Genomic DNA, 23,622 nt, shown 5'->3' with positions numbered 1-23,622 from the left:
CATTTGGCTTCAACCGTAACCTTTCTGGAGACCTTTCATATGACTGCCGATAACGAGAAGCTGCAACTTCAGGTTCTGCCTGACAAGAACCTGTTCGTCTTCCCCGACCAAATGGGTGAACAAAAACGCGATGCTGCAAAGGCTTGCCACGCCCTGGCAACGCAGGGTGCCAATAAACGACACGACCCCATCCGTGAAACTCAGCTCTGGTTCAAGCAATACATTTTCCTGATGTCCAAGATGGGCTGGGCGCCGACCAACGTCGACGTACAGCAGATTACCCAAAGCAACATGCACCTTGAGATCAGCAACCTGCTGGGCAAGGGCCTGCAGGCGGCCTACGGCGTTTTCAGTGGTGATGTGGCAACTGCCCTGGAAAATCTCGGGAAAACGGTTATTGCAGCGTTGGCCGCGAGTACCAAGAACGTCGAGCTGCTCGACCGCAAGTCGGTGGAAGATGACCGAACCGGGCTGAGCCTTACCAAATGCGAGCAGACGGCCGCAGGCCAGGTGGCGATGCTTGTCAGTGCGATCCAGACCGACGCCAAACCCGACAAGACGGCCAACTATCTGCTGGCCAAGTGGGAAAGCAGCGGTACCTCCAACTTTGCCTGTGGTGCGGTGTTGAATTTCGATCAACGCCAATATGACAAAGTTCGTGCCCTGGTAGAAACCAAGCTTGACGACAATGCCCTGCAGGTCCTGCTGGCACTGGAACTCTAACGATGAAGTGGGCCTGTCGGAATGTTTTCGGCAGGCCTGGAGGGCATGCAGATGCAAGCCAATTACACTTTGTGGTTAAACGGCAACAGCTTGGTATTGATCGATAATTCCGTCAGCGCTTCACGTGCGGAAGCACTGCTGGATGTTCAACTGGCTGCCTACCTGACTGCCAACAAAGGCCATGCCATTCAGGATGCTGCGTGGCACAAGGAATATCTACGAATACAGGGCGGCTTCGGTTGCAATATCGCCACCCTGCATTGCGGCACTGCAGTTGCAACACAGGCATCCGCCTGCGAACCGTGGCAGATCCTGCGGGACAGGCTCCTGGCAGGTGTGCTCGGCACCTTGCGCGAGCCGGTAGCCAAATGCCTCGATGCTTACTCCGCCCAGCCAGACGCTGCCATTGAGCAGTTGTTATGGGTGGAATGCGTTCGGCCGCCAGATGACAAAGGCATCAGCCATGTCCGTATGGAGTTGCGCCTGATACTGGCCGACTCAAGCGTCATCAGTACCGAATTAGGCTTCAGCACTGCAGAGAAATTGGCTGCGGATTGGCTGAGGCAGCCGCTGAGCCTTGCGAGCGGCCAAGCAACCCGGCAGTTCGATGGCAATTATCAAACCCATGAAACGGTGATCCATTCGATAAGCGCGGGCCTGCACGACTCTATAAAGGTCAAACAAATGCAGTACCGCAGCCGGGTCAAAACTTTTGTATCTTCAGGAGCCCCAAATGAGTGAATTCAATCAAAAGGCGGCAAGTGGCAAGTTGGTTCACAGCAGCTTGCTATCCTTCTTGCCTGGTGTCAGTCGCGAAGCACGAGACGACATCCTGTTGGCCAATGCGTTTGCCCAGCAGGTGGCCTGGGGGGATTTCAACGAAGGCCTGGAGCCGGACTGGTTCAGGAACTACTGGCGTAACCTTGCGTTCCTGGGGTTTGACGGCAAGCTCGCTCCCACTTCGAATCGGCCGGGGCCGAACAACGCCAGCCTTGCCGAGCAGGCCCTGGCACAGGTGCGTCAGAAGGGCACAGCCAATCATTACCAAACTGCCGAAGCTTCGCTTCAGGCTTTGCGCAAAGACAACCTGGCTTTGACTGCCTTTGAATCCAGGGCTGTCTCCAAAGGCGTCGGGCGTTTTCAACTGGTGCCTTGCGCACAGCAGTCGAGCGGCTTTATCGACATGGTGTTGGTACACATGCAAATGACGATGAAGAAGACCTCCAAAGATTTTCTCTTCGTGCAGTCGAACAAAGAAGTGAAGGTCGAGGAAGTCCGTGTCGAAGTGATTCACTTCAACTTGCAGGGGTTTCGCGAAGACTACCGCAAGCGGGCACAGGCCAGTGTCGACAAGCAAAATGGCAAGGCCATACATGAGCTGCAGTTGTAGGCGCCCGGCCGGCTGGCCAGAGAAGGTCAGGGCAACAGGTAGCCGCGGATCCCGGTAAAGATGATCTGCGCGGCCAGGGCACAGACGAACAGCCCCATCAGCCGGCTGACAATCTGCAGGCCCTGGTCACCGAGCAGGCGCTCGATACGGTGCGACAGATACAGCACCAAACCCACGGTAAAGCTGGCCAAGGCAATGCTGATGATTGCCAGCAATTTGTCATCCCAGTGCGGTTGGCTCACCCCCATCACCAGCAAGGCGCCGATGGTGCCAGGCCCAACGGTGAGCGGGATGGTCAGCGGTACGATGGTGACGTCCTGCTGCACGTTATCGGCCTGTACGGCAGATTTGCCTTGGGCCATGCCCAGCGCGGAAATGAACAGCACACTGCCGGCGCCGATACGAAAAGCGTCGGCGGTGATGCCGAAAATACCGAAGATCGCCCGCCCGAACAGGTACAGCAGCACACTGGCGATGAGCGCGGCAAAGGCCACCTTCCAAGCCAGTTGCTTGCGCTCCTTGCTGGAGTGGCCACGGGTCAGGCTGATGAAGCACGACAGCACGAAGAACGGGCTGTAGAGCACGAGCATTTTCAGGTAGACGCTGAACAACTCATGGAGCATGGGGGCAGTCCAGGCAGTTAGGGCTGGGCAGAGTTTATCAGCAGATTCCGTTGCTATCCTGTGCCGGCCTGTTCGTGGCGGTACAGGCACTTCAGATCAGGAAGTATGCGCCGGGTCTATCTTGGCTTCGCGGTGGTTGGCCCAGTACTGGATCAGTTCGCGCAACTGCGACAGTTCCACCGGCTTGGCCATGTGCCCATCCATGCCCGCCAGCCGCGCGCGTTCCTTGTGTTCGGCCAGAATGTGCGCGGTCAGCGCCACCACCGGGGTGCGCTGGCGCTGGTTGGCAGTTTCCCAGGCACGCAACTGCTGGGTGGCCGAGAAACCGTCCAGGATCGGCATTTCGCAGTCCATCAGCACCAGGTCATAGCGCTGCGCTTTCATCGCCTGCAACGCCTCTTCGCCATTGCAGGCAGTGTCGGGCTCGAGGTTGAGCTTGCCGAGCATGCCGCGGATTACCTTGGTCGAGATGCTGTTGTCCTCGGCAACCAGCACGCGGAAATCGCCGGGCAGGTCCAGCGCCTGCGGGATGCCAGGCAGGCTGGCAGGCACCGCTTGCTCGCGGCCGCGCTGGGCCAGCTCCTCGGCCAGGGTGGTCTTCAGCGTGTAGCCGGCCACCGGCTTGGCGAGTATCCGCTTTACCCCGGCGTTGCGCGCAATGACCTTGCTCGGCGCGTTGCTGATGCCGGTAAGCATCACCACCAGGATGTCGTGGTTAAGGCTCGGGTCTTCCTTGATCTTGGCGGCCAGCTGCATGCCGGTCATGCCGGGCATGTTCTGGTCCAGCAGCACGGCGTCGAAGTAGTCGCGCAGGTGCGCCTTGGTGCGCAGTAGGGCCAGCGCTTCCTTGCCTGATGGCACTGCGCTGACGTTCATGCCCCAGGCACTGCACTGTTGCACCAGTACCTTGCGGCAAGTGTCGTTGTCGTCCACCACCAGCACGCGCGCATCGCGCAACGGGCCGTCGAGGTCGGCCGGTGGTTGCTCCAGGCGCGAAGGGTCCAGCGGCAGGGTCAGCCATAGGGTATTGCCCATGCCGGTGCTGCTCTTGATGCCGAACTCGCCCTGCATCAGGCCGATCAGTTGCTTGGCGATGACCAGCCCGAGATGGCCGCCCAGCTTGTTGCTGGAAAGGAAGTGGTGGCTGTGCAGCTCGGCCTGCAGCAATGCTTCGCGGTCGGCGGCTGGCAGCGGCTCGCCGCTGTCCTGCACGGCAATGCGCAGGCGCGGCACCTCGCCGCGCTGGTCCAGCGCGACAACCAGCAAAATCTCCCCCTGATCGGTGTTTTTCAGCGCGTTTTCCAGCAGGCTCGACAAGGCCTGGCGCAGGCGCGTCGGGTCTCCGCTGATCACCCGCGGTACTTGCGGCTGGGTAAAGCTGATCAGCTCGATGTTCTGCTGCTCGGCCTTGGCGCGGAAGATGTTCAGGCAATCCTCGATCAGCGCGTTGAGGTCGAACTGCACGTCATCCAGCTCGATCTGCCGGGACTCCAGCTTGGAAATGTCGAGAATTTCGTTGATCAGTGTGAGCAGTTCATTGCCGGCGCTGTGGATGGTCTGCACGTAGTCGCGCTGCTTGACTGACAACGGTGTGCCCAGCAGCAGCTCGGTCATGCCCAGCACACCGTTCATGGGCGTGCGGATTTCGTGGCTGATCTTCGCCAGGAACTCGGCCTTGGCGTTGATTTCGGCATCGCTGGCGGCCAGCGCACGGCTGGCGCTGAAGCGCTCCTCACTCATGCGCCGCAGGCGTTCGCTGACTGCCAGGTTGAGCAGCAGGCCGCTGACCACGGTCAGGCCCAGCAGGATGCACAGCAGCCACGGTGTCGAGGTGCGGGTAAGGCCGAGCAGGGCCGGCAACAACACCAGGCCACCGAGGTTGAACACCACCATGGCCAGGCTGAACAGGCGCGCGGGCGCATAGCCCCGGTACCAGTGGTAGCTGCTGACCAGCAGCATGCTTACGCTGCCTAGCGCCATCAGGGCATAGGTCATCAGGTTGAGGGGCAGGGTGTCGACGAACAGCAGCACCAGGCCGCTGACCGCAACCACCAGCATTTCGCCTTGCAGCAGGCGGTTCAGCCGGGGCGAATTGCACGGCGAGAAGAAATGCAGGGTGAAATACAGCCCGGACAGGCCAGCCAGTACCAGGGTGAGGTAGGCGGCGGGCGTCTGCGCGCTGTGCCATACGTGCCACCAGGGGCCGCTGAGGTTCAGCAGGATCAGGCCGCTGAGCAGCATCAGGCCGTGGTACAGCGCCAAGATCAGGGTGGTGCTGGAGCGGCTGTAAAGGAAGCGGATCAGGTTGTGCATGATCAGCATCACCAAACCGCCGAACAGCATGCCGAACAGTAGCGGCTGGCTCTGGTTGGAGGCGGCCACGGCCGCTGGCTCCAGGCTGATGGCCGGGCGCAGCTGATGCTCGGACACCAGCCGCAGGTAGATGTCCAGGGGTTGCTTGCTGTTAGGCAAGGGCAGTAAATGGTCGCTGCCATGAAGGGTCGGGCTGGCATTGCCGGCCAGGCGCCCGTGGTGCAGCTGACGCAGAAGTTTGTCGCCGTCGAGGGCGTAGAAGTCCAGGGCAGACAGGTCGGGGGCGAATACCCGCAGCAATTGTTCCTGGTCGCCTGGTGGCAGGTGGTAGTGCAACCATAAGGCCTGTTCCGCCGGGGCGGCATCCAGGTCGGCGAGGATCAGTGGGCTGAACTGGTTGCGGTAACGCTCGGAGCGTACGTCGCTTAGTTGCAGGTTGGCCTGTTCGTCGAGCAGAACGGTCCAGCCTCCGTCATGTTCGGCCGCGGCCGGGAACATGCAGAGCAAGGTCAGCAAGCTGACGATCAGAGCTGAGGCAATCCGAAGCCGACGCACTACGAAATCCCTTCTTAGCCGATGTGCCGGGTACTAACTATGCGCGGCGCGCCAAGTCGAAGGCAAGGCCCCGGCTGGGCCCTGTCGACGAGCCGGATGCCGTGTGCGCAAGGCAGCACGGCGCTCCGGTAGTACTTACTGTTGGTGCTCACCGCGCTCACGGGCGATGGCCCGGTAGCCGATGTCGGTACGGTAGAAGCTACCGTTCCAGCTCACTTCCTTGGCCAGGCGGTAAGCCTGCTGCTGCGCGTCGGCAACGGTGCTGCCCATGGCGGTAGCACACAGCACGCGCCCGCCGTTGGTGACCACCTGGCCATCCTTGAGCGAAGTACCGGCATGGAACACCTTGCCTTCGATCTTCGCTGCAGCGTCCAGGCCGTTGATCACGTCGCCCTTGGCGTAGTCGCCCGGGTAACCGCCAGCTGCCAGCACCACGCCCAGGCTCGGGCGCGGGTCCCACTGCGCTTCGACCTTGTCCAGCGCCTTGGCGAATGCGGCCTCGACCAGCAGTACCAGGCTCGACTCCAGGCGCAGCATGACTGGCTGGGTTTCCGGGTCGCCAAAACGGCAGTTAAACTCGATGACCTTGGGGTTGCCCGCCTTGTCGATCATCAGACCAGCGTAGAGGAAACCGGTGTAGACGTTGCCTTCCTCGGCCATGCCGCGCACGGTCGGCCAGATCACCTGGTCCATCACGCGCTGGTGCACGTCGGCAGTCACCACTGGGGCAGGGGAGTAGGCACCCATGCCGCCGGTGTTCGGGCCAGTGTCCTGGTCGCCGACGCGCTTGTGGTCCTGGCTGGTGGCCATGGGCAGCACGTTGTGGCCATCGACCATGACGATGAAGCTGGCTTCCTCGCCGTCGAGGAACTCTTCGATCACCACACGCGAACCGGCTTCACCGAAGGCGTTGCCGGCCAGCATGTCACGCACGGCGGCTTCGGCTTCTTCGAGGGTCATGGCGACGATCACGCCCTTGCCTGCGGCCAGGCCGTCGGCCTTGATCACGATCGGCGCGCCTTTCTCTTGCAGGTAGGCCAGCGCCGGCTCGATCTCGGTGAAATTCTGGTAGTCGGCAGTCGGGATCTTGTGACGCGCCAGGAAGTCCTTGGTGAAGGCCTTGGAGCCTTCCAGTTGGGCTGCGCCCTTGGTTGGGCCGAAGCAGTCTAGGCCGCGGCTGCGGAACAGGTCGACCACGCCGATGACCAGCGGTGCTTCAGGGCCGACGATGGTCAGGTCGACGTTCTTCTCGGCGAAGTCGGCCAGTTGCTCCAGGGCGCAGACGTCGATGGCGACGTTTTCGCACTTGGCTTCAATGGCGGTGCCGGCGTTGCCCGGGGCAACGAAGACTTTCTCGACGCGAGGGTCCTGGGCGACTTTCCAGGCCAGGGCGTGCTCACGGCCGCCGCTGCCGATGATCAAAACTTTCATGTCAAAACCTCGAATTCTGTTTGGCGCCGATCCCGGTTCTGATGTGGGAGCGGCCTTGTGTCGCGAAAGGGCCGCAAAGCGGCCCCGGCAATTTCTGCTGCGAAGCTGAAAACCTGGGGGCGCTTCGCACCCCTTTCGCGACGCAAGGCCGCTCCCACAAACAGGGCCGAGGTTCGGCCGGCCATCTTGATTAGTGGCGGAAGTGGCGCATACCGGTGAAGACCATCGCGATACCTGCCTCGTCGGCAGCGGCGATGACTTCGGCATCACGCATCGAGCCACCCGGCTGGATCACGGCGCTGATACCCACTTTAGCGGCATTGTCGATGCCGTCACGGAACGGGAAGAACGCGTCCGAGGCCATGACCGCGCCCTGTACCTGCAGGCCAGCATGCTCGGCCTTGATTGCAGCAATGCGAGCGGAGTTGACGCGGCTCATCTGGCCGGCGCCAACGCCGATGGTCTGGCGCTGCTTGGCGTAGACGATGGCGTTGGACTTTACGAACTTGGCCACTTTCCAGGCGAACACCAGGTCATGGATCTCTTGCTCGGTCGGCGCGCGCTTGGTGACGATTTTCAGGTCATCGGCGGTGATCATGCCGATATCGCGGCTTTGCACCAGCAGGCCACCATTGACACGCTTGAAGTCCCAACCAGCAGCACGTTCGGCTGGCCACTCGCCGCATTCCAGCAGACGTACGTTCTGCTTGGCGGCAACCACGTCGCGGGCAGCCTGGGAGATTTTCGGGGCGATGATCACTTCGACGAACTGGCGGTCGACGATGGCCTTGGCGGTTTCGCCGTCCAGTTCACGGTTGAAGGCGATGATGCCGCCGAACGCCGACTCGGTGTCGGTGGCGTAGGCCAGGTCGTAGGCCTTGCGGATACCGCCTTCTTCTTCAGGCACTACAGCCACGCCGCATGGGTTGGCGTGCTTGACGATGACGCAGGCTGGCTTGACGAAGCTCTTCACGCACTCCAGCGCGGCGTCGGTGTCGGCCACGTTGTTGAACGACAGCTCCTTGCCCTGCAGCTGCACGGCAGTGGAAATGCTGGCTTCGCCTTTTTTGGCTTCTACGTAGAACGCCGCGCTCTGGTGCGGGTTCTCGCCGTAGCGCATTTCCTGGGCCTTGACGAACTGGCTGTTGAAGGTGCGCGGGAACTCGCTGCGATCTTCAGTGGTCAGGGTGTCCTTGGCCTGGTCGATGGTGCCCATGTAGTTGGCGATCATGCCGTCGTAGGCGGCAGTGTGCTCAAACGCCTTGAGCATCAGGTCGAAGCGCTGGGCGTAGGTCAGGCCACCGGCCTTGAGGCCTTCGACGATGCCGGCGTAGTCGCTGGCGTTGACCACGATGGCCACGTCCTTGTGGTTCTTGGCTGCCGAACGGACCATGGTCGGGCCGCCGATGTCGATGTTCTCGATGGCAGTCGGCAGGTCACAACCAGGCTTGGAAATGGTGGCTTCGAACGGGTACAGGTTGACCGCAACCAGGTCGATCGGCTTGATGCCGTGCTCGTTCATGATGGCGTCGTCGGTGCCACGACGGCCGAGGATGCCACCGTGAATCTTCGGGTGCAGGGTCTTGACCCGGCCATCCATCATTTCGGCGAAGCCGGTGTAGTCGGCCACTTCCACCGCGTTCACGCCGTTGTCCTTGAGCAGCTTGTAGGTGCCGCCGGTGGACAGGATCTCGACACCGAGCTGCTGCAGCTCACGGGCGAATTCGAGGATACCGGTCTTGTCGGAGACGCTGATCAGGGCGCGGCGGACTGGCAGGCGGGTAGTCTGGTCGGTCATTTCGGGTTCCAATAACGCGGTGGAGTCAGCAAAAAAGGCGCCTCTGTTCAGGGAGCCGCCTTTTCTGGTTGGGATTCTGGCTTACAACAAGTCGTACTGCTTGAGCTTCTTGCGCAGGGTACCTCGGTTCAGCCCGAGCATCTCGCTGGCCTTGGTCTGGTTGCCCTTCACGTAGTTCATCACGCTTTCGAGCAGGGGCGCCTCGACTTCGGAGAGCACCAGGTTGTACACGTCCGTCACGGTCGCGCCTTCCAGGTGGGCGAAGTAGTTGTGCAGCGCCTTCTCGACGCTGTCGCGAAGGGTCTGGCCCTCTTCGCTCGGCGTGTTGAGGTGCTGTTTCAGGTTGGCGTTGTCGCTCACGGGCGTTGTTCCACTCACAAAATTCTCGGTCATCATCGTCATGCGGCCACCCCTTGTCCGTCCTCTGTCTCAAGGCTCTGTCGACGTTCGTTGAAAAACGCGCGAACGTTGGCGCACTGCGCTTGTGTATCTTCCAAAGCGTTGAACCGGGAGCGAAACTCCTTGCCGCCGGGTCGTGTTGCCAGGTACCAGCCAACGTGCTTGCGGGCGATACGTACGCCCATCACATCGCCATAGAAGGCATGCAGCGCGGCCAGGTGCTCCAGCAGGATGCGTTCCACTTCGTCCAGTTGCGGCGCTGGCAGGTGTTCGCCAGTGCGCAGGTAGTGCTCGATCTCGCGAAAGATCCATGGCCGCCCCTGGGCGGCCCGGCCGATCAACAGGCCATCGACCCCGGTGGCGTCCAGCACCGCCTGGGCCTTTTCTGGCGAGGTGATATCGCCGTTGGCAAAAACCGGGATCGACACCGCCTGCTTGATGGCAGCGATGGTGTCGTATTCGGCTTCGCCGGTGTACAGGTCGGCGCGTGTGCGGCCATGCACCGCCAGCGCCTGGATGCCGGCCTGTTCGGCGATTTTCGCCACGTTCAGGCCGTTCTTGTTCGCCCGGTCCCATCCGGTGCGGATCTTCAGGGTCACCGGGACGTCCACGGCGCCGACCACGGCGTGGAGGATCTCGCTGACCAAGGCTTCATCTCTCAATAAAGCAGAGCCTGCAGCTTTGTTGCAGACTTTTTTTGCCGGGCAGCCCATGTTGATATCGATGATCTGGGCACCCGCTTCGACGTTGGCCTTCGCTGCCGCTGCCATCATCTGCGCATCACCGCCAGCGATCTGTACCGAGCGTGGCTCGGGATCACCTTCATGGATGCGGCGCAGGCTCGACTTGCGGCTGTTCCACAGGCTCATGTCGCTGCTGACCATTTCCGATACCACCATGCCGGCGCCCAGGCGCTGGCAAAGCGTGCGGAAAGGCTGGTCCGTGACCCCGGCCATGGGCGCGAGGATCAGGTTGTTACGTAGTGTGTATGGGCCGATGCGTACCGCCGACATAGGTGATCCCTGTTGTGGGGCCGAATCTTGGAGTTCGAAAAAGGGTTGGCATGATACCCGCTCTCGGTGACCGGATAAAGATGGATTTGGATAAAATCTGAACAGTTGTCGGCTTATGACATTTGGTGCGGGTGAGGGCTTGGGGCTGCTTTGCAGCCCTGTCGCGACACAAGGCCGCTCCCACAGGGAATGCGAACCCCGGCCAATCCTTTATTCCGGCGAACGGAAGCTCAAGCTGTAGTTCACCGCCTTCGGCCCTGGGTCGAGGATGTCCAGGGCGATGTGGATCGGCGTCTGGCTGGGCATTTCGCCACGCCCGGCCAGTTCACCGGACAGGTACTCGCTGGGCTTGAAGCGCCGGCTGGCGATCAGTTGGCCATTGAGGTCGGCGAAGCGCAGCTCCAGCAGTGGGAACGGCTGGGCGAACGGCGCGCGGTTATAGATGATTGCGTCAACAATCAGTGCGCCCTTGAAGTCCGGGTGGCTGCGTACCACCAGGTTGCTGCTTTTGATCCGTGCGATATCGACGCGGGTGGGTACCTGGCAGCCGACCAGCGGGCAGATTTGCTGGAAGATCGGCCGGTACTGGTCCTGGCGGGCCATCTCGTCGAAATGGAACCACACATACTGGAACGCCAGCAGGCCAGCGGCCAGCAAGGTCAGCAAGCCCCACAGCAGGCGTTTTCCCCAGTTGGGCGCCGGCTTTTCCCAGCCCAGTTGAAGCGGGTCGTCGACCACATCTACCAGCGGCTCCTTGCGCGCCGGTCGCTCGCTTTTGCCGGCAAAGCCTGGTTCCAGGCGCTCGCCGGGAAGCGGTTCGACATGGTCGTCGTCGTGCACCGACAGGTGCAGCGGTAGTGGCTCATCATCCCGGGCGCTCAGGCCTTTCTCGGCGATTTCGTCTTCACTGGCGTGCAGTGGTTCACTGAACGCGTCGGGCTCATCGATTTCGGCAGCCCGGCGCACCGGCGGCTCGTCGTCGATGTCCAGGTCCAGATTGCCGCCCAGGGTCGGTTCGGTGCGATCGCCGGGGGCAGGCTCCAGGTCCAGCTCCAGCTCCAGGGGCTCCGGCGCCAGCAGTACTGGCTCAGGTTGTGCTTCGCGTTGCGGCTCGAAGGGCTCACCGGTGGCCGTACCGAACAGATCCTCGACATGCTCGTCCGGCTGCTGCTCGTCGCGACGCGCCTGCAGCCCGTCATCCAGGTTGGCTGGACGTGCCGGGGCCGGTTGGCCGCGACGTTCCAGGCGTTCCAGTTCCTTGTCGAGGTCGAGCTCGTCCAGTGCCTGGGCGGTAAGCGCCCAGTCCTCGTCAGCGGTGCTGCTGTGCGCACTGATGGCAGGTTCGGCGGCGAGCGCCGGCTCGGCCAGTGGTTCGGCAGGCGCAGCAGGTACCGGCGCAGGCACCACAGGGGTGCTGGCGGTAGCAGTGCGGTTCTGCTCCAGCAGCTGCTTGGCGGCGTTGAACACCTGCAAGCAGTGGCCGCAGCGCACCACGCCGCGTGCCACGCTCAACTGCTGGTGGGTGACGCGAAAGCTGGTCTGGCAATGCGGGCACTGGGTGACGAAACTGTCGGTCATGCGGCGATCCGGGAACTGTGCAGAAAAGTATTCTAGGCCTGCTTAACGGCGGCGACCACTGATGCGCACCCAGCCGTCGCGCACGACGATCGGGTCCAGCTCGAAGTCGGCGGCGTAGGCAGCGGCCACTTCCTCACCCTGCTCGGCGAGGATGCCCGACAGTGCCAGCAGGCCACCTGGGCGGACCAGGCCGGACAGCTGCGGTGCCAGCGACACCAGCGGGCCGGCAAGGATGTTGGCGACCAGCACGTCGGCCTGCATCGCCGGCATATGTTCGGGCAGGTACAGCGCCAGCTTGTCATCGGCAATACCGTTGCGCTGGGCGTTGTCACGCGACGCCTCGATGGCCTGCACGTCGATGTCGGTACCGACCGCTTCACGGGCGCCCAGCAGCAGCGCGGCGATGGCCAGGATGCCCGAGCCACAGCCGAAGTCCAGCACCTGGGTGCCGTCCAGTTGCTGGCCGTCGAGCCATTCCAGGCACAGGGCGGTAGTAGGGTGGGTGCCGGTGCCGAAGGCCAGGCCCGGGTCGAGCAGTAGGTTCACCGCGTCCTTTTCCGGGGCATCGTGCCAGCTAGGCACGATCCACAGGCGGCGGCCAAAGCGCATCGGCTGGAAGTTGTCCATCCAGCTGCGCTCCCAGTCCTGGTCCTCGATCACCTCGGCCTGATGCTCGGGCAGCTCGGCGCCGGTCAGCAGGCGCAGGTGGGCGAACACCTGCTCAGGATCGGCATCGGCCTCGAACAAGGCCAGCAGGTGGGTGTGCGACCACAGCGGGGTGGTGTTGAGGTCTGGCTCGAAGATCGGTTGATCTTCGGCATCCATGAACGTGACCGAGACGGCGCCTACTTCGAGCAGGGCGTCTTCGTAGGTTTCGGCTTGTTCCGGGCTGATGGCCAGGCGTACTTGCAGCCAGGGCATGGCGGGCACCTTTGGTAAATCGACAGGGGCAGCCCTAGGCTGCGCGAAGGCTGGCAGTTTACGCGAGTGCGGTGGGTTTGTAGAGAAGGCCGGGCATGGACCGTGTGGGAGCGGCCTTGTGTCGCGATCGGGCTGCGGAGCAGCCCCAGGATCTCAGTATCATGCCGAGATTGCCGGGGCCGCTTTGCGGCCCTTTCGCGACACAAGCCGCCCACAGAGGCCGTGGTACATCAGACAAAACAGAGCGAAAGCGACTCAGCTATATATGCAGGCTTCTCTTCACCTTCGATCTCCAGCGTGGCAATCGCTTTGAGCAGCCACTGACCAGGCTTCTTCTCCGTCACCTGGGCCAGCTCCAGCTTCAACCGCACCTGGCTGTCGACCTTGACCGGCTGGATGAAGCGCACGCTGTCCAGCCCGTAGTTCACCACCATCTTCAGCCCTTGCGGCAGGACCAGGATGTCCTCCATCAGTACGGGAATCAGCGACAACGTCAGGAAGCCATGGGCGATTGTGCAGCCAAACGGGGTTTTTGCCGCCTTTTCCGGGTTGACGTGGATGAACTGGAAATCACCCGTCGCCTCGGCGAACAGGTTGATGCGTTGCTGGTCGATCCTCAGCCAGGCGGAGTGGCCCAGTTCCTTGCCAACGTACTGCGAAAGCTCTGTAACCGGTACATAGGGCATCGCGGACTCTCCATGTTGTAAGTTGGTACGAAAGTGCAAGATCAGCACGGCAAGCCGTTTCAGTCAAGTTGCCTGCTTTTCGGCGAATATCGGTATATGGCTGCACGTGCTTATAATGGCCGTGATGCCCGAGGGAGATGCTTATGCTGTTGCGTGGTTTGACCTGGCTGGTGCTGTTCCAGCTGCTGGGGACGGCGATCAATCACCTGTTGGTGCCGTTTCTGCCGGGGCCGATCATCGGCCTGTTGCTGCTGTTGTTCTTCCTCATGGCCCGTGGCGAGGTAGGCAAACCGCTGAACGAGGCTGCCAGCAGCCTGCTGCGCTACCTGCCGTTGTTGCTGGTGCCGCCGGCGGTAGGCGTGATGGTGTATGCCAAGGACATCGCCGCCGACTTCTGGGCGATTGCCGGGGCCTTGCTGATTTCCTGCCTGGTGACGCTGGTGTTTGTCGGGGTGTTGATGCAAAAGCTCATCCACCGCCAGGGCAAGCGTGAGGGGCAGCCATGATGCTCGACTGGCAAGGCGCGCTGGATGCGGTGGTTCACCATCCCTTGTTCGGTATCGGCATCACGCTCGGGGCCTACCAGGTGGTGCTGGCGGCCTTTGAAAAGACCCGCTGGATCTTCCTGCAGCCGGTATTGGTGTCGATGTTGCTGGTGATCGGCGTGTTGCTGCTGTGCGGCATCGGCTACAGCGAATACCGCAAGAGCACCGAAATCATGAACATTCTGCTGGGACCGGCCACCGTCGCCCTGGCCGTGCCGCTGTACCTCAATCTGCGGCGGATCCGCCAGCTGTTCTGGCCCATCTTTACTACGCTGGTAATCGGAGGCCTGTTCGCCACGCTGTGCTGCCTGCTGCTGGGCTGGTGGTTTGGTGCCGAACACATGATCCTGATGACCATGGCGCCAAAGTCGGTGACTTCGCCGATCGCCATGCTGGTGGCCGAGCAGATTGGTGGCGTGGCGGCCCTGGCAGCAGTGTTCGTGCTGATCACCGGAGTGATCGGGGCTATCTTCGGCCCGGCGCTGTTGAGCCGCTTTGGTGTGCACAGCCCCGAGGCGCGCGGCATGTCGCTGGGTGTGACTGCGCACGCGGTGGGCACTTCGGTGGCCCTGCAGGAAAGTGACGAATGCGGCGCCTTTGCCGCGCTGGCAATGAGCCTGATGGGGGTGGCCACAGCGGTGTTCCTGCCGCTGGCGGTCAGCCTGGTGGCTTGAGGAATTGTGATGACGCTACCGTTGTTTCCGCTCAATACCGTGCTGTTTCCTGGCTGCTTCCTTGATTTGCAGATTTTCGAGGCGCGCTACCTGGACATGATTGGGCGCTGCATGAAGCAGGGCGAAGGGTTTGGTGTGGTGTGCATCCTGGAAGGCGAGCAGGTCGGCAAGGCACCGCCGGTGGTCGCCTCGATCGGTTGCGAGGCGGTGATCCGCGACTTCGTGCAGCAAGACAACGGTTTGCTGGGTATACGGGTTGAAGGTGTGCGGCGCTTCAACCTGGAGAGCACCGAGGTACAGAAGGACCAATTGCTGGTCGGGCAGGTGCAATGGCTACCGGAGCAGGCGGACAGCCCGTTGCTTGAGGCCGACGATGACCTGCTGGCGTTGCTGGTGGCCCTTGGCGAGCACCCGATGGTCGAAGCGCTGGACATGCCGCGCCCGGTGGACGGGCGCCAGGCGCTGGCCAACCAGCTGGCGTACCTGCTGCCGTTCATGGAAGAGGACAAGCTGGATTTGCTGACCCTTGACTCGCCGCAGCAGCGGCTGGGCGAGATCCAGAAGCTGCTGGAGCGGATTCAGGGTGAGTTGTTTGCCTGATGGTTCTGTAATGCCTGTGCCGGCCTCTTCGCGGGTAAACCCGCTCCCACAGGTGCCGCACAGGTTTTGAGCTCTGCGAAATACCTGCGGATTTACCCGCGAAGAGGCCAGCGCAGGCAACATCAATACTGATAGCGCAGCAAAGCCTGCGGCAGCGCATGCATGGCAAAGAACGCCAGCAACGCCACGCATGCCGGCAACACCAGCCACCACACCCGTTGCGGCAAGGCTGGCAGCGTCTGCTGGTGTTGCATCAGTGCCAGGTTAAGCGCACATACGCAACACGCCAGCAAAGCCCCGGCAAGGATGTCAGTCGGCCAGTGCGCCCCCAGGTACACCCGCGACAGGGCAATCGCCAGCGCTGGAATGCAGCCCAGCGTCACCCAGGTCAGGCGCATTCGCGGCGGCTGCCCGCGCCCGGCCAGTACTGCCATCACCAGAAAGAACGCAAACGACGCCGAACTGTGCCCGCTAGGCATGCTGTAGCTGGTCAATGGATCGCTCAAAACCTCAGGTCGGGCGCGGGAGAACAGCCATTTCAGCGTGCCATTGGCAACTGCCGTGCCCATTAGCGCGCCCGCTGCGAACATGGCATGCCGCCACTGCCGCGCCAGCAGCAACAGCCCGGTCAGCAGGCCGCCGAGGAACAGCTGGGTGCGGAAATCACCCAGCCGGGTCACCAGCACCACAGCGCCATCAATGGCCTGGCTGCGGTGCTCTTGCACCAAGGTCATCACGCCCTGGTCGAACTCATTCAGGTACGGCCAACCCAGGAACAAACTGGCCAGGGCGACGAAGCTCAGGCCGGCAACCAGCCGGGTGCCATGGCGCTGGTCGCGCAGGCTGCTGTTCAGGCTCAGGCCAATCAGCACGGCCAAAGTACCGGCGATGATGCCGGCATCCAGCCAGAAGCCTTCCGGCAGGGGCAGGCGCATGGCTGCGCCGGTGGCCCAGCCGGGCAGCAGGTAGGCTACCGACCAACCGGCGCCGGCCACCAGGCTGACAGCGATGAAGCGCGGCAGTGGCATGTCGAACATGCCTGCGACCATCGGCAGCATCGGCCGCAACGGCCCTATGAAACGCCCCACCAGCAGGCTGGCGATGCCATAGCGCTGGAAGTAGCTTTCGGCGCTGCCGATCCATTCCGGGTGATGGCGCAGTAGTGGCAGGCGGCGGATGTTCTGGTGGAAGTACTTGCCTACCGTGTACGACAAGGCGTCGCCCAAAAGGCCGCCGAGAAAGCCCAGCAGCAGCGTTTCGCCCAGGGTAAATGCACCGCTGCCCGCCAGTACCGCGACGGCGAACAGCAGCACCGTGCCCGGCACGATGATGCCGGCAATGGCCAGGCATTCGATGCAGGCCACCAGGAATATCGCCAGGCCAAGCCACTGCGGGTTGGCGCTGAGCCAGCCGGTCAGGCTGTCGAGCCATTGGCCCATGGTTCAGCTTCCTTGTTCGAGAATGAAGAAATCGCGGCCTTCGAGTTGGCCGCGGCGTAACGGGTTGCGCGTGCAGAAGCGCGCGTATTCGGCGTCGACGAAGCGATAGGGCAGGTGCTCGTCGCGCCCATGCGGGATGCCCAGGCGGGCGGCCTGGATCACCCGTGGCACGGCGTTGCCGCAGTCTTCCACGTACAGGCGCTCGGCGTCGAAGCGTTGGGCGTCCCAGTGCGGCACCTTCAGGCCCAAGGCTCGGCACAGCAAGGTCTGGCCGGCGCACAGGCGCTCATCGGTGCGCAGCTTGCCGCTGGCGTCGGGGTTGTTCAGTTGCATCTGCGCCAGGCTGTTGGGCCCCGAGAGGGCGTCCTGCCAAGGATAGGCAGACTTGATCAGCACCGCGTTGCCGGGGCCGTGGGCGCTAAAATTCAGCGAGTCGCCGCCGCGGGCGTAGTACATGTAGATGTGCCCGCCGTCGAGGAACAGCGCCTTGCGCTTTTCGGTGTAGCCGAGCGAGGCATGGCTGCCTTTGTCGGTGAGGTAGTAGGCCTCGGTCTCGATAATGCGCGCGGCCAGCCACAGGTCGCCGTGGCGATGGCGAATGACCTTGCCCAGCAGGGCCTTGGCCAAGGTCTGGGCGTCACGGTCGAAAAAGCTGTCGGGCAGGGCAGGCATGCGAGCGATTCGTGGCTGGAAAGGCGGGGATGATAGCAATGAATGGCTTAATCGAGGCTGAATCGGATGGTGATGTTGGCAGGGCCGGCCCTTTCGCGGGCACGCCCGCTCCCACAGGTACAGCATATGACTCAGGCCTTGTGCAGGCCCTGTGGGAGCGGGTTTACCCGCGAAGAGGCCACAACAGGAGAAAGAAGTTTCGATAACCCCGGTTACATCTTTCCTGCACATTGCCCCAGCCATTTTCTACCATCCGCCACCCGCCGCTGGGCGTACACCTGCGCGGCAGTTATAATCAGCCGATTTCCCCTTCGCCAAGACACCGAACCCATGACTGAGTCCGTTCTTGACTATATGACCCGCCTGGGTCGCGCTGCCCGAGAGGCCTCCCGGGTGATCGGCCGTGCCAGCACCGCGCAGAAGAACCGCGCCCTGCAAGCCGCCGCCGATGCACTGGACGCTGCCCGTGCCGAGCTGACCGCCGCCAACGAGCTAGACCTGGCCGCTGGCCGCGCCAATGGCCTGGAGCCGGCGCTGCTCGACCGCCTGGCGCTGACCCCGGCGCGTATCGATGGCATGATCACCGGCCTGCGCCAGGTGGCCAGCCTGCCGGACCCGGTCGGGGCCATCCGCGACATGAGCTACCGCCCATCGGGTATTCAGGTCGGCAAGATGCGCACGCCGCTGGGGGTGATCGGGATCATCTACGAGTCGCGCCCGAACGTGACCATCGATGCGGCCAGCCTGTGCCTGAAGTCGGGTAATGCGACCATCCTGCGTGGCGGCTCCGAAGCCATCCATTCCAACCGCGCCATCGCCACCTGCATCCAGCGTGGCCTGGCTGCTGCCGGCCTGCCGGCGGCGGTGGTGCAGGTAGTCGAGACCACCGACCGCGAAGCCGTAGGCGCGCTGATCAGCATGCCGGAGTTTGTCGATGTCATCGTGCCGCGTGGCGGCCGGGGCCTGATCGAGCGCATCAGCCGCGATGCCCGCTTGCCGGTGATCAAACACCTGGACGGTATCTGCCACGTCTATGTCAGCCAGCACGCCGACCTGGACAAGGCCTGGCGCGTGGCGTTCAACGCCAAGACTTACCGCTACGGCATCTGTGGCGCCATGGAAACCCTGCTGGTCGACCAGCTGGTGGCCGAGCGCTTCCTGCCGGAAATGGCCCGCCGCTTCCAGGAGAAGGGCGTCGAGCTGCGCGGCTGCGAGCGTACCCGCGCGTTGATCGAGGCCAAACCGGCTACTGAAGACGACTGGCACACCGAGTACCTCGACGCGATTCTGTCGATCCGCGTCGTGGATGGCCTGGACCAGGCCATCGAGCACATCAACCACTATGGCTCGCACCACACCGACTCGATCATCAGCGAACACCAGGGCGAAGCCCGCCAGTTCATGGCTGAGGTCGATTCGGCGTCGGTCATGCTCAACACCCCGACCTGCTTCGCCGACGGCTTCGAGTACGGCCTGGGTGCGGAAATCGGTATTTCCACCGACAAGCTGCACGCCCGCGGCCCGGTCGGCCTGGAAGGCCTGACCTGCGAAAAGTACGTGGTAATCGGCGACGGCCAGCTGCGCGGCCAGGAGTCCTGCTGAGTTGAGCAAGGCCCAGGCAGTCCGGCGCATCGGCATTCTAGGCGGCACCTTCGACCCCGTGCACATCGGCCACCTGCGCAGCGCGCTGGAAGTGGCCGAGCTCATGGGGCTGGACGAGTTGCGCCTGCTGCCCAATGCCCGGCCGCCGCACCGCGATACCCCGCAGGTAGCTGCGCAGGATCGCCTGGCCATGGTCCGCCAAGCGGTGCAGGGCGTGGCGTGCCTGAGCGTCGATGCCCGCGAGCTTGCGCGCGACAAGCCGTCGTACACCATCGATACGCTGGAGTCGGTCCGCGCCGAGCTGCGCGCCAACGACCAGCTGTTCCTGGTGCTGGGCTGGGATGCCTTCTGTGGCCTGCCCAGCTGGCACCGCTGGGAAGAATTGCTGCAACACTGTCACATCCTGGTGCTGCAACGCCCGGATGCCGACGTAGAACCCCCTGACGAGCTGCGCAACCTGCTGGCTGCGCGTTCGGAGAGCGATCCCACCGCCATGTCCGGCCCGGCGGGAAATATTTCGTTCGTCTGGCAGACGCCGCTTGCGGTGTCGGCTACACAGATCCGACAGCTGCTGGCCAGCGGCAAATCGGTGAGGTTCCTGGTGCCGGACGCCGTACTGGCCTACATCGAGGCGCACGAACTGTATCGTGTGCCCAACTGACGGTGCCTCTGGCGCCTCATCCAACGAGTTGAACGAGTTTTATATGACCAAGCAGAAAATTTACGGCGAAGAACTGGTCGCAGTGACCAAGGCCGCGCTGGAAGACGTCAAGGCCCAGGACATCCAGGTCATCGACGTGCGTGAGAAGCACAGCCTGACCGACTACATGATCATCGCCACCGGTACCTCCAACCGCCAGATCAACGCGATGGCCGAAAAGGTTCGCGAAGCGGTCAAGGCCAAGGGTGCCCAGCCACTGGGTGAAGAAGGCAAGGGCGACAGCGACTGGGTGCTGCTGGACCTGAACGACGTCATCGTGCACATGATGACCGCTGCAGCCCGTCAGTTCTACGACCTGGAGCGCCTGTGGCAGGGTGCCGAGCAAAGCCGTGCCGCCGATGGCAAGCACCACAGCCCGGACCACGCTCACGAGTACTCCGACAAGCTCAAAGACCGCGAATAAGGAAAGCGCTGTGCGTTTGCGCCTGATCGCGGTCGGCTCGCGCATGCCGAAGTGGGTCGAGGAAGGCTGGCATGAATATGCCAAGCGCCTGCCCGCCGAGCTGTCGCTGGAGCTGGTGGAAATCCCGCTGAACACCCGTGGCAAGAATGCCGACGTCGCCCGCCTGATCCGTCAGGAGGGCGAAGCCATGCTGAGCAAGGTTCAGCCTGGGGAACGCATCGTCACCCTCGAGGTCCATGGCAAGCCCTGGAGTACCGAGCAACTGGCGACCGAGCTGGACCGCTGGCGCCTGGATGCGCGCACGGTGAATTTGATGGTGGGCGGCCCGGAAGGCCTGGCACCTGAGGTCTGCGCGCGCGCCGAGCAACGCTGGTCGCTGTCGCCGCTGACCCTGCCGCACCCGTTGGTAAGGATACTCATCGGCGAGCAGATCTACCGCGCCTGGACCGTGTTGTCCGGGCACCCTTACCACAAATGAGCCTGTAAGCAGTCCGATGTCGCAGCCGATCCGTCTCAAGGACCACGAGAAAGACGCCCGCCTGGTGCGCAACCGCGTCGTGGTCGGCGCGGTTGCGATCATGCTGCTTATTTGCGTGCTGATTGCGCGGCTGTACTACCTGCAGATCATCCAGTACGACTATCACTCGACGCTGTCGGAGAACAACCGGGTGCATGTGCAGCCGATCCCGCCGACCCGCGGGCTGATCTTCGACCGCAACGGGGTGATCGTTGCCGACAACCGGCCCAGCTTCAGCCTGTCGATGACCCGCGAACGTGCGGGTAACTGGCAGGAAGTACTGGATACCATCGTCGAAGTGCTGGAACTGACGGATGATGACCGGGCGTTGTTCGAGAAGCGCATGCGCCAGGGCCGCCGGCCGTTCGAGCCGGTGCCGATCCTGTTCGAGCTCAATGAGGAGCAGATCGCCCGCGTGGCGGTGAACCAGTTCCGCCTGCCGGGTGTTGAGGTGGTGGCCCAGCTGGTGCGCCACTACCCGCAGGGTGCGCATTTCGCCCATTCGGTAGGTTATGTGGGGCGGATCAACGAGAAAGAGCTGAAAACGCTCGACCCGGTGAACTACAGCGGCACCCACCATATCGGCAAGACCGGCATCGAGCGCTTCTACGAAGACGCCCTGCATGGCCAGGTGGGTTACGAGGAAGTCGAGACCAACGCGCGCGGTCGTGTGCTGCGGGTGCTCAAACGCACCGACCCGAAACCGGGCAAGGACATCGTGCTGAGCCTGGACATCAAGCTGCAGGAAGCCGCGGAAGCCGCCCTGGGTGGCCGGCGCGGCGCGGTGGTGGCGCTCGACCCGCGTACCGGCGAAGTGCTGGCGATGGTCAGCCAACCCAGCTTCGATCCCAACCTGTTCGTCACCGGCATCAGCTTCAAGGCCTACGCCGAGCTGCGCGATTCGATCGACCGGCCTCTGTTCAACCGTGTGCTGCGCGGCCTGTACCCACCGGGTTCGACCATCAAGCCGGCGGTGGCCATTGCCGGCCTGGACAGTGGCGTGGTCAATGCCAGCAGCCGGGTGTTCGACCCGGGCTACTACCAGCTGCCCAACTACGACCACAAATACCGTAACTGGAACCGCACCGGCGATGGCTGGGTCGACCTGGACACCGCGATCATGCGTTCCAACGACACCTACTTCTACGACCTTGCGCACAAGATGGGCATCGACCGGTTGTCCAGCTACATGAACAAGTTCGGCATCGGCCAGCGGGTTTCCCTCGACATGTTCGAGGAGTCTGCCGGGCTGATGCCATCGCGCGAATGGAAGCGCGCTACCCGTCGCCAAGCCTGGTTCCCCGGTGAAACCTTGATTCTCGGCATCGGCCAGGGCTACATGCAGGCCACGCCGCTGCAACTGGCCCAGGCCACCGCCTTGATCGCCAACAAGGGTGTGTGGAACCGCCCGCACCTGGCCAAGACCATCGAAGGCCAGCCGCCGGTGGACGACAACCCGATGGAAGACATCGTGCTGCGTGACAAGTCTGACTGGGCCAAGGTCACCCATGGCATGGAGCAGGTGATGCACAACGCCCGCGGTACCGCGCGCAAGGCTGCCGCCGGCGCCCAGTACCGCATTGCCGGCAAGAGCGGTACCGCCCAGGTGGTGGCGATCAAGCAGGGCGAGAAGTACGACCGCAACAAGCTCCAGGAGCGCCACCGCGACCATGCCCTGTTCGTCGCCTTTGCCCCGGCCGAGGCGCCGAAGATCGTGGTCTCGGTGATGGTCGAGAACGGTGAGTCCGGCTCGGGTGTCGCCGCACCGGTGGTACGCCAGATCATGGATGCCTGGCTGCTCGACGAAAACGGCCGGCTCAAGCCCGAGTTCGCGCCAGCTACCGTTACCCAGGAATCGGCCCTGTGATGAACAATTTCGATCGCATGCTCTCCAGCGAGGATGTGATGCGTCGGCGCGCCAGCTTTCTGCAGCGCATCCATATCGACGGCCCCTTGCTGGTCATTTTGCTGACCCTCGCGGCTGGCAGCCTGTTCGTGCTCTATTCGGCCAGTGGCAAGAACTGGGACCTGCTGCTCAAGCAGGCGACCTCGTTCGGCATCGGCCTGGTGTCGATGTTCATCATCGCCCAGCTGGAGCCGCGCTTCATGGCCCGCTGGGTGCCGCTGGCCTACCTGGCCGGGGTGCTGTTGCTGGTGGTGGTGGACGTGATGGGCCACAACGCCATGGGTGCCACGCGCTGGATCAACATCCCTGGGGTGATCCGCTTCCAGCCTTCGGAATTCATGAAGATCATCATGCCGGCGACCATCGCCTGGTACCTGTCCAAGCGCACCTTGCCGCCGCACCTGAAGCACGTGGCGATCAGCCTGGTGCTGATCGGTGTGCCGTTCATCCTGATCGTGCGCCAGCCCGACCTGGGCACGGCGCTGCTGATTCTCGCCTCGGGTGCCTTTGTGCTGTTCATGGGCGGCCTGCGCTGGCGCTGGATCCTCAGCGTGCTGGCGGCGGCGGTACCGGTGGCGGTGGCGATGTGGTTCTTCGTCATGCACGACTACCAGAAGCAGCGGGTACTGACCTTCCTCGACCCGGAAAGCGACCCGTTGGGTACCGGCTGGAACATCATCCAGTCCAAGGCGGCGATCGGCTCGGGCGGGGTGTTCGGCAAGGGCTGGCTGCTGGGCACCCAGTCGCACCTGGACTTCCTGCCGGAAAGCCACACCGACTTCATCATCGCCGTGCTCGGCGAGGAATTCGGCCTGGTTGGCATCTGCCTGCTGCTGATTGTCTACCTGCTGCTGATCGGCCGTGGCCTGATGATCACTGCTCAGGCCCAGACCCTGTTTGGCAAGCTGCTGGCAGGCAGCCTGACCATGACCTTCTTTGTATACGTGTTCGTCAATATCGGTATGGTCAGCGGCCTGCTGCCCGTAGTGGGCGTGCCGCTGCCCTTCATTAGCTATGGCGGAACTTCGTTGGTGACGCTGCTGTCAGCGTTTGGCGTTCTGATGTCGATCCATACGCACCGCAAATGGATCGCGCAGGTTTGAATAAGGTGAA

Annotated in this window: 23 protein-coding genes; 12 read left to right on the top strand and 11 right to left on the bottom strand. The window is 62.9% G+C overall.

Annotated features, from left to right (window positions below):
* The first annotated feature begins 39 nt into the window (after nucleotides 1-39).
* The 3 genes from ABE456_RS10220 to ABE456_RS10210 are packed head-to-tail and all read left to right on the top strand — an operon-like array spanning nucleotide 40 to nucleotide 2,113.
* The gene (locus ABE456_RS10220; protein ID WP_346643785.1) at nucleotides 40-723 is read left to right on the top strand and encodes a hypothetical protein; all 684 of its coding nucleotides are present in this window, start codon (nucleotides 40-42) and stop codon (nucleotides 721-723) included.
* A gap of 51 nt (nucleotides 724-774) precedes the next feature.
* Nucleotides 775-1,464 (top strand): hypothetical protein, encoded by a 690-nt coding sequence (locus tag ABE456_RS10215; protein ID WP_346643784.1) that lies wholly within the window; start codon nucleotides 775-777, stop codon nucleotides 1,462-1,464.
* A complete protein-coding gene (locus tag ABE456_RS10210) occupies nucleotides 1,457-2,113 on the top strand; it encodes a hypothetical protein (protein WP_346643783.1) in 657 nt (218 codons plus the stop codon). Before ABE456_RS10215 ends, ABE456_RS10210 begins: the two co-directional genes overlap by 8 nt.
* A gap of 26 nt (nucleotides 2,114-2,139) precedes the next feature.
* Here the strand turns inward: ABE456_RS10210 and ABE456_RS10205 are convergent, their stop codons facing one another.
* The 9 genes from ABE456_RS10205 to ABE456_RS10165 form a co-directional block, all read right to left on the bottom strand.
* Nucleotides 2,140-2,736 carry a MarC family protein gene (locus ABE456_RS10205; RefSeq protein WP_346643782.1) on the bottom strand — a complete coding sequence of 199 codons (597 nt, stop codon included), beginning with the start codon at nucleotides 2,734-2,736 and terminating at the stop codon, nucleotides 2,140-2,142.
* A 96-nt stretch (nucleotides 2,737-2,832) separates the two neighbouring features.
* Entirely contained in the window at nucleotides 2,833-5,604 is a 2,772-nt protein-coding gene (locus ABE456_RS10200) for a response regulator (RefSeq protein WP_346643781.1), read from the bottom strand.
* A gap of 135 nt (nucleotides 5,605-5,739) precedes the next feature.
* A complete protein-coding gene (gene purD / locus ABE456_RS10195) occupies nucleotides 5,740-7,035 on the bottom strand; it encodes a phosphoribosylamine--glycine ligase (RefSeq protein ID WP_346643780.1) in 1,296 nt (431 codons plus the stop codon).
* 190 nt (nucleotides 7,036-7,225) lie between these two features.
* Entirely contained in the window at nucleotides 7,226-8,833 is a 1,608-nt protein-coding gene (gene purH / locus ABE456_RS10190) for a bifunctional phosphoribosylaminoimidazolecarboxamide formyltransferase/IMP cyclohydrolase (RefSeq protein WP_346643779.1), read from the bottom strand.
* Nucleotides 8,834-8,914: 81 nt separating this feature from the next.
* Nucleotides 8,915-9,235, bottom strand: coding sequence for a DNA-binding transcriptional regulator Fis (gene fis, locus ABE456_RS10185; protein ID WP_003249693.1), 321 nt, complete (start codon nucleotides 9,233-9,235; stop codon nucleotides 8,915-8,917).
* The gene (dusB, locus tag ABE456_RS10180) at nucleotides 9,232-10,245 is read right to left on the bottom strand and encodes a tRNA dihydrouridine synthase DusB (protein ID WP_346643778.1); all 1,014 of its coding nucleotides are present in this window, start codon (nucleotides 10,243-10,245) and stop codon (nucleotides 9,232-9,234) included. Before dusB ends, fis begins: the two co-directional genes overlap by 4 nt.
* A 210-nt stretch (nucleotides 10,246-10,455) precedes the next feature.
* The gene (locus tag ABE456_RS10175) at nucleotides 10,456-11,823 is read right to left on the bottom strand and encodes a DUF3426 domain-containing protein (RefSeq protein WP_346643777.1); all 1,368 of its coding nucleotides are present in this window, start codon (nucleotides 11,821-11,823) and stop codon (nucleotides 10,456-10,458) included.
* A 42-nt stretch (nucleotides 11,824-11,865) separates the two neighbouring features.
* Nucleotides 11,866-12,744, bottom strand: a complete 879-nt coding sequence (gene prmA, locus ABE456_RS10170; RefSeq protein ID WP_346643776.1) for a 50S ribosomal protein L11 methyltransferase — start codon at nucleotides 12,742-12,744, stop codon at nucleotides 11,866-11,868.
* A gap of 230 nt (nucleotides 12,745-12,974) precedes the next feature.
* Nucleotides 12,975-13,430, bottom strand: coding sequence for a MaoC family dehydratase (locus ABE456_RS10165; RefSeq protein WP_346643775.1), 456 nt, complete (start codon nucleotides 13,428-13,430; stop codon nucleotides 12,975-12,977).
* 143 nt (nucleotides 13,431-13,573) lie between these two features.
* Here ABE456_RS10165 and ABE456_RS10160 point away from each other — a divergent pair, with 143 nt between their 5' ends.
* The 3 genes from ABE456_RS10160 to ABE456_RS10150 are packed head-to-tail and all read left to right on the top strand — an operon-like array spanning nucleotide 13,574 to nucleotide 15,249.
* Nucleotides 13,574-13,936: a CidA/LrgA family protein gene (locus ABE456_RS10160; protein WP_346643774.1), complete on the top strand. Its 363-nt coding sequence runs from the start codon at nucleotides 13,574-13,576 to the stop codon at nucleotides 13,934-13,936.
* Entirely contained in the window at nucleotides 13,933-14,649 is a 717-nt protein-coding gene (locus ABE456_RS10155; RefSeq protein ID WP_346643773.1) for an LrgB family protein, read from the top strand. Before ABE456_RS10160 ends, ABE456_RS10155 begins: the two co-directional genes overlap by 4 nt.
* A 9-nt stretch (nucleotides 14,650-14,658) precedes the next feature.
* Nucleotides 14,659-15,249 (top strand): LON peptidase substrate-binding domain-containing protein, encoded by a 591-nt coding sequence (locus ABE456_RS10150; RefSeq protein ID WP_346643772.1) that lies wholly within the window; start codon nucleotides 14,659-14,661, stop codon nucleotides 15,247-15,249.
* Between the two features lie 122 nt (nucleotides 15,250-15,371).
* Here the strand turns inward: ABE456_RS10150 and ABE456_RS10145 are convergent, their stop codons facing one another.
* Entirely contained in the window at nucleotides 15,372-16,688 is a 1,317-nt protein-coding gene (locus tag ABE456_RS10145) for a bifunctional DedA family/phosphatase PAP2 family protein (protein ID WP_346643771.1), read from the bottom strand.
* 3 nt (nucleotides 16,689-16,691) lie between these two features.
* The gene (locus ABE456_RS10140) at nucleotides 16,692-17,360 is read right to left on the bottom strand and encodes a DNA-3-methyladenine glycosylase (RefSeq protein ID WP_346643770.1); all 669 of its coding nucleotides are present in this window, start codon (nucleotides 17,358-17,360) and stop codon (nucleotides 16,692-16,694) included.
* A 330-nt stretch (nucleotides 17,361-17,690) separates the two neighbouring features.
* On the opposite strand from ABE456_RS10140, the gene ABE456_RS10135 reads away from it, so the two are divergent.
* The 6 genes from ABE456_RS10135 to rodA are packed head-to-tail and all read left to right on the top strand — an operon-like array spanning nucleotide 17,691 to nucleotide 23,612.
* A complete protein-coding gene (locus tag ABE456_RS10135; protein ID WP_346643769.1) occupies nucleotides 17,691-18,962 on the top strand; it encodes a glutamate-5-semialdehyde dehydrogenase in 1,272 nt (423 codons plus the stop codon).
* A gap of 1 nt (nucleotide 18,963) precedes the next feature.
* Nucleotides 18,964-19,623: a nicotinate-nucleotide adenylyltransferase gene (nadD, locus tag ABE456_RS10130; RefSeq protein WP_346643768.1), complete on the top strand. Its 660-nt coding sequence runs from the start codon at nucleotides 18,964-18,966 to the stop codon at nucleotides 19,621-19,623.
* A 43-nt stretch (nucleotides 19,624-19,666) separates the two neighbouring features.
* Entirely contained in the window at nucleotides 19,667-20,086 is a 420-nt protein-coding gene (gene rsfS / locus ABE456_RS10125; RefSeq protein ID WP_009685825.1) for a ribosome silencing factor, read from the top strand.
* 10 nt (nucleotides 20,087-20,096) lie between these two features.
* Entirely contained in the window at nucleotides 20,097-20,564 is a 468-nt protein-coding gene (rlmH, locus tag ABE456_RS10120; RefSeq protein ID WP_003249722.1) for a 23S rRNA (pseudouridine(1915)-N(3))-methyltransferase RlmH, read from the top strand.
* A 16-nt stretch (nucleotides 20,565-20,580) separates the two neighbouring features.
* A complete protein-coding gene (gene mrdA / locus ABE456_RS10115; RefSeq protein WP_346643767.1) occupies nucleotides 20,581-22,470 on the top strand; it encodes a penicillin-binding protein 2 in 1,890 nt (629 codons plus the stop codon).
* A gap of 38 nt (nucleotides 22,471-22,508) precedes the next feature.
* Nucleotides 22,509-23,612 (top strand): rod shape-determining protein RodA, encoded by a 1,104-nt coding sequence (gene rodA, locus ABE456_RS10110; RefSeq protein ID WP_346643812.1) that lies wholly within the window; start codon nucleotides 22,509-22,511, stop codon nucleotides 23,610-23,612.
* Nucleotides 23,613-23,622: the final 10 nt, after the last annotated feature.

It is taken from the genome of Pseudomonas sp. TWI929, assembly GCF_039673335.1.
Classification (GTDB): Bacteria; Pseudomonadota; Gammaproteobacteria; order Pseudomonadales; family Pseudomonadaceae; genus Aquipseudomonas.
This window is presented reverse-complemented; position numbering and strand designations above follow the sequence as displayed.

Coding starts and splice junctions, on each gene's coding strand:
- ABE456_RS10215 (WP_346643784.1), top strand. CDS start 775: ATGCAAGCCAATTACACTTTGTGGTTAAACGGCAACAGCTTGGTATTG.
- purH (WP_346643779.1), bottom strand. CDS start 8,833: ATGACCGACCAGACTACCCGCCTGCCAGTCCGCCGCGCCCTGATCAGC.
- ABE456_RS10135 (WP_346643769.1), top strand. CDS start 17,691: ATGACTGAGTCCGTTCTTGACTATATGACCCGCCTGGGTCGCGCTGCC.
- rsfS (WP_009685825.1), top strand. CDS start 19,667: ATGACCAAGCAGAAAATTTACGGCGAAGAACTGGTCGCAGTGACCAAG.
- mrdA (WP_346643767.1), top strand. CDS start 20,581: ATGTCGCAGCCGATCCGTCTCAAGGACCACGAGAAAGACGCCCGCCTG.
- ABE456_RS10205 (WP_346643782.1), bottom strand. CDS start 2,736: ATGCTCCATGAGTTGTTCAGCGTCTACCTGAAAATGCTCGTGCTCTAC.
- prmA (WP_346643776.1), bottom strand. CDS start 12,744: ATGCCCTGGCTGCAAGTACGCCTGGCCATCAGCCCGGAACAAGCCGAA.
- ABE456_RS10160 (WP_346643774.1), top strand. CDS start 13,574: ATGCTGTTGCGTGGTTTGACCTGGCTGGTGCTGTTCCAGCTGCTGGGG.
- purD (WP_346643780.1), bottom strand. CDS start 7,035: ATGAAAGTTTTGATCATCGGCAGCGGCGGCCGTGAGCACGCCCTGGCC.
- ABE456_RS10165 (WP_346643775.1), bottom strand. CDS start 13,430: ATGCCCTATGTACCGGTTACAGAGCTTTCGCAGTACGTTGGCAAGGAA.
- ABE456_RS10210 (WP_346643783.1), top strand. CDS start 1,457: ATGAGTGAATTCAATCAAAAGGCGGCAAGTGGCAAGTTGGTTCACAGC.
- ABE456_RS10150 (WP_346643772.1), top strand. CDS start 14,659: ATGACGCTACCGTTGTTTCCGCTCAATACCGTGCTGTTTCCTGGCTGC.
- ABE456_RS10175 (WP_346643777.1), bottom strand. CDS start 11,823: ATGACCGACAGTTTCGTCACCCAGTGCCCGCATTGCCAGACCAGCTTT.
- fis (WP_003249693.1), bottom strand. CDS start 9,235: ATGACGATGATGACCGAGAATTTTGTGAGTGGAACAACGCCCGTGAGC.
- ABE456_RS10155 (WP_346643773.1), top strand. CDS start 13,933: ATGATGCTCGACTGGCAAGGCGCGCTGGATGCGGTGGTTCACCATCCC.
- dusB (WP_346643778.1), bottom strand. CDS start 10,245: ATGTCGGCGGTACGCATCGGCCCATACACACTACGTAACAACCTGATC.
- ABE456_RS10220 (WP_346643785.1), top strand. CDS start 40: ATGACTGCCGATAACGAGAAGCTGCAACTTCAGGTTCTGCCTGACAAG.
- rodA (WP_346643812.1), top strand. CDS start 22,509: ATGCGTCGGCGCGCCAGCTTTCTGCAGCGCATCCATATCGACGGCCCC.
- ABE456_RS10140 (WP_346643770.1), bottom strand. CDS start 17,360: ATGCCTGCCCTGCCCGACAGCTTTTTCGACCGTGACGCCCAGACCTTG.
- ABE456_RS10145 (WP_346643771.1), bottom strand. CDS start 16,688: ATGGGCCAATGGCTCGACAGCCTGACCGGCTGGCTCAGCGCCAACCCG.